General features: G+C 71.1%; 3 protein-coding genes. All 3 read left to right on the top strand.

The genetic code is table 11. The features are described from left to right. Positions 1 to 1,880 (top strand): DUF4159 domain-containing protein (locus QZ753_RS08540; protein WP_294642787.1); only part of this gene is annotated, 1,880 nt, incomplete at its 5' end. A gap of 4 nt (positions 1,881 to 1,884) precedes the next feature. Next, a complete protein-coding gene (locus QZ753_RS08535) occupies positions 1,885 to 3,960 on the top strand; it encodes a hypothetical protein (RefSeq protein WP_294642785.1) in 2,076 nt (691 codons plus the stop codon). Positions 3,961 to 4,110: 150 nt separating this feature from the next. Further along, positions 4,111 to 4,236, top strand: a 126-nt coding sequence (locus QZ753_RS08530) for a patatin-like phospholipase family protein (RefSeq protein WP_367171502.1), incomplete at its 3' end; no start/stop codon positions are given.

Here is a 4,236-nt window from a genome sequence, read left to right as displayed (position 1 = left end):
CCCAGCCGCTGCTCTCGCCGCTCTACTACATCACCCGTGCCATCGAGCCCTTCGCCGACCTCGTGCGCGCCGGCAGCGCCGATCTCGGCACCGCCATTCCCGCGCTCGTCGAGCAGCGCCCGTCCGTGATCGTGCTCGCCGACATCGGCGTCCTGCCGGAGGCGGCGACGGAGGCGCTGAACGGCTTCCTCGAAAACGGCGGCACGCTGGTTCGCTTCGCCGGCCCACGCCTTGCCGCATCGACCGCCGAGGACACGCTGGTGCCGGTGCGGCTGCGCGGGGGCGAGCGGCAACTGGGCGGCGCCCTCTCGTGGTCCGAGCCGCAGCGCGTCGCGCCGATCGCCGAGGGCAGCCCGTTCGCCGGCATCACGGTCCCCGCCGACGTCACCGTGTCGCGGCAGATCCTCGCCGAGCCGGCGGCGGACCTCAACGACCGCACCTGGGCGAGCCTTGCCGACGGAACGCCCATCGTCACCGCCGCGCCGCGGGGCGCGGGGACGATCGTCCTCTTCCACACGACCGCGGAAGCCACCTGGTCGAACCTGCCGATCTCGGGTGCCTTCGTCGACATGCTCCGGCGTATCGTGTCGCTGTCGCGCGGGGCGGTCGGCACCGACGGCGGTACGGCCGAGACCAGCCTGCCGCCCTACCGCGTGATGGACGGCACCGCCCGTCTCGTCCAGCCCGGCCCGGAAATCCGGCCGCTGGTACTGGCGGCCGGCGCACCGCCCGTCCCGAGCCTTCAGAACCCGCCGGGTCTCTACGGCACGGCCGAGGGTTATCACGCGCTCAATCTCCTGGGAACCGACGCCGTGCTCCGCCCCCTTCCCGCGCTCGACCTCGGCGCCCCCATCGCCGCCCGCGCCTATGGCACGGCGGGCGCGACCGACCTGACGCCCTGGCTGTTCGCCGGCGCCGTGGCGCTCTTCGCGCTCGACGCGCTGGCGCTCCTCTGGCTGCATGGCGGCCTCGCGCGCCTGCGGCGTGGTCTCGGCCGCCGCGCGGCACCCGCCGCGCTGGTCGTGGCGCTCGCACTCGCCGCGCTCGCGGGCGGACATCCGGGCCATGCGCTGGCGCAGGACGCGCCCTCCCCCGCCGCCACGGCGACGCAGGGGCTCGAAGGCATCGACGCCGCGCGGGCGATCGAGGCGACAGAAACGACGCACCTCGCCTATGTCGAGACCGGGGACGCCGCGACGGACGAAATCTCCCGGCAGGGCCTCGACGGCCTGTCGCAATACATCGCCTCGAAGACCGCGCTGGAGCCGGGCAAGCCAATGCCGGTCGACATCGCGACGGACGAACTCTCCTTCTACCCGATCCTCTACTGGCCGATCCACGCCTCGGCCCCGATGCCGAGCCAGGAGGCGATCAGCCGCGTCGACGCCTACATGAAGCAGGGCGGCACGGTGCTCTTCGACGTCGAGGGAGACGCGATGGGCGACCTCTCGGGCCAGACGGTCTCGGCCGGGCAGCGCCGGCTGCGCGACATCCTCGCCGACCTCGACATTCCGCCGCTCGAGCCGGTGCCGGCCGACCACGTTCTGACAAAGGCCTTCTACATCATGGACAGCTTCCCCGGACGGCACACGGGCTCGGACCTCTGGGTCGAGTCGCTCGTGCGCTCGGCCGACGCGGAAGCGCGGCCGGCGAACGCGGGTGACGGCGTGTCCTCGATCATGATCACGTCGAACGACTTCGCCAGCGCCTGGGCGGTCGACGGCAACGGGCTCTTTGTCTTCCCGACCGACAACGCCGATCCGTCGCAGCGCGAATACGCCTACCGGGCGGGGGTCAACATCGTGATGTACGTGCTGACCGGCAACTACAAGGCCGACCAGGTGCACGTGCCCGCCCTTCTCGAACGCCTGGGGCAGTGACGCCATGATCTGGTCGATCGACGTCTCGCCCTTCTTCCCCTGGAGCGTGATCGCGATCCTCGCCGTCCCGGCGGTGCTCCTCGCGCTGGCGCTGCTCGCGGCGCGCATGCGCGGCGCCGTGGTACGCAGCCTCGCGCTCGTCGCTCTGGTGCTGGCGCTCCTCAATCCCGTGATCCTCCGCGAGGAACGCGATCCCCTGAAGAGCGTCGTCGCCGTCGTCGTCGATCGCAGCCAGAGTCAGACGATCGGCGAACGCACGGCACAGACCGACGCCGCGGTGGAGGAGATTCGCCGCAACCTCGCCGCCTTCCCGCAGTTCGAGGTACGCACGATCGAGGCGCGCTCGGCCGGCGAGGGCGACGCGACGACGGCGCTCTTCGGTGCGCTGCGCGACGGCCTTCGCGACGTGTCGCCCGCCCGCGTCGGCGGCGCGATCATGGTGACCGATGGGCAGGTGCACGACATTCCCGAGAACGCCGCCGCGCTCGGCTTCGACGCGCCCGTTCATGCGCTCGTCACCGGTCGGCCGAACGAGTTCGACCGACGGCTTGACCTCGTGACCGCGCCCCGCTTCGCGCTCGTCGACCAGCCGCATACGCTGACATTCCGCGTCGTGGAAGAGGGCGAAGGCGCCTCGACCAACCCCGTCGAGGTGCAGGTCTTCCTGAACGGCGACCTCGTCGAGCGGCGCAATGCCGTGCCGGGGCAGGACACCAACGTCCAGATCACCCTGCCGCGCGCCGGCAAGAACATCGTGGAACTATCGGCGGCGCGCGAGACCCGCGAGATCACGCCGGTCAACAACCGCGCCATCGCGGTGATCGACGGTATCCGCGAGAATCTGCGCGTGCTCCTCGTCTCCGGCGAGCCGCATGCGGGCGAGCGCACGTGGCGCAATCTCCTGAAGTCGGACGCCGCGGTCGACCTCGTCCACTTCACGATCCTGCGCCCGCCGGAAAAGCAGGACGGCACGCCGATCAACGAATTGTCGCTGATCGCTTTTCCGACGCGCGAATTGTTCGTCGAGAAGATCGAGGACTTCGATCTCATCATCTTCGACCGATACCAGCGACGCGGCGTGCTGCCGACGCTCTACTACGACTACATCGCCCAGTACGTGCAGAACGGCGGCGCCATGCTGATCGCCTCGGGCCCGGAATATGCGGGGCCGGACTCCGTCGCCAACTCTCCGCTCAGCGCGATCCTCCCGGCGCTGCCGACCGGCGAGGTCGACCAGCGCGCCTTCCGGCCGACCCTCTCCGACCTCGGCCGCAAGCACCCGGTGACGCGCGACCTGCCGGGCGCCGGTGCGACACCCCCGGACTGGAGCCCGTGGTTCCGTTCGATCGACGTGGGCGAGACGCGCGGCGAGACCGTGATGACCGGTCCGGACGGCAAGCCGCTCCTCGTGCTCGACCGCGCCGGCGAGGGCCGCGTCGCCCTCCTCCTGTCCGACCAGGGCTGGCTGTGGTCGCGCGGTTTCGAGGGCGGCGGCCCGCACGTGCCGCTGTTCCGCCGCCTCGCCCACTGGCTGATGAAGGAGCCGCAGCTGGAGGAGGAGGCGCTGGACGCCGAGGCGCTCGGCACCGACCTGACGGTCACGCGCCACACGATCGGCGACGATCCGGGGCCAGCCACGGTCGTCACCCCCTCGGGCCGCGCGCTGCAGCTGCCGCTGACGCAAGGGGCGGCCGGCGAATGGCGCGGCACGCTGAACGCCGACGAGCTCGGGCTCTACCAAGTGGCGAACGGCGATCTGCGGGCGCTCGCCAATGTCGGGCCGGTGAACCCGCGCGAATATCGCGAGGCGATCTCGACCACGCAGAAGCTGCAGCCGACCGCCGATGCGACGCGCGGCTCGACGCGGCGTCTCGCGGAGGCCACCGGCGGCGTGTCGGTGCCACGCATCGTACCGGTGTCGGGCCGGGCGGACGCGGACGGGCGCGACTGGATCGGGCTGAAGACCACGGAGGAAAGCGTCCTGCGCGGTGTCGACCGGACGCCGCTGTTTGCGGGCTTCCTCGGTCTTGCCGTCCTCCTGCTGGCGCTTTCCGCCACGTGGTATCGCGAAGGTCGCTGACGTCAGCGACGCCGGCGGACGTTTTCGCGCCGTCGAGGGGTTACGATCTGCGCATCGGCTCCTTATTTCGCAGCTGCAGCATGAGGCTGGACACCGCGTCCTCTCGTGCGGCAGTGATCAACGGGAGGAGTGGATGGAAGGCATAGAGGCATGGCCCGCATCTGTCTCGCCCTGCAGGGCGGCGGCGCGCACGGCGCATTCACCTGGGGCGTCCTCGACCGTCTCCTCGACGACGACACGATCGAGATCGCGGCCGTCAGCGGCACCAGCGCCGGT

The sequence above is a fragment of the uncultured Aureimonas sp. genome, from assembly GCF_913775355.1.
Classification (GTDB): Bacteria; Pseudomonadota; Alphaproteobacteria; order Rhizobiales; family Rhizobiaceae; genus Aureimonas.
This window is presented reverse-complemented; position numbering and strand designations above follow the sequence as displayed.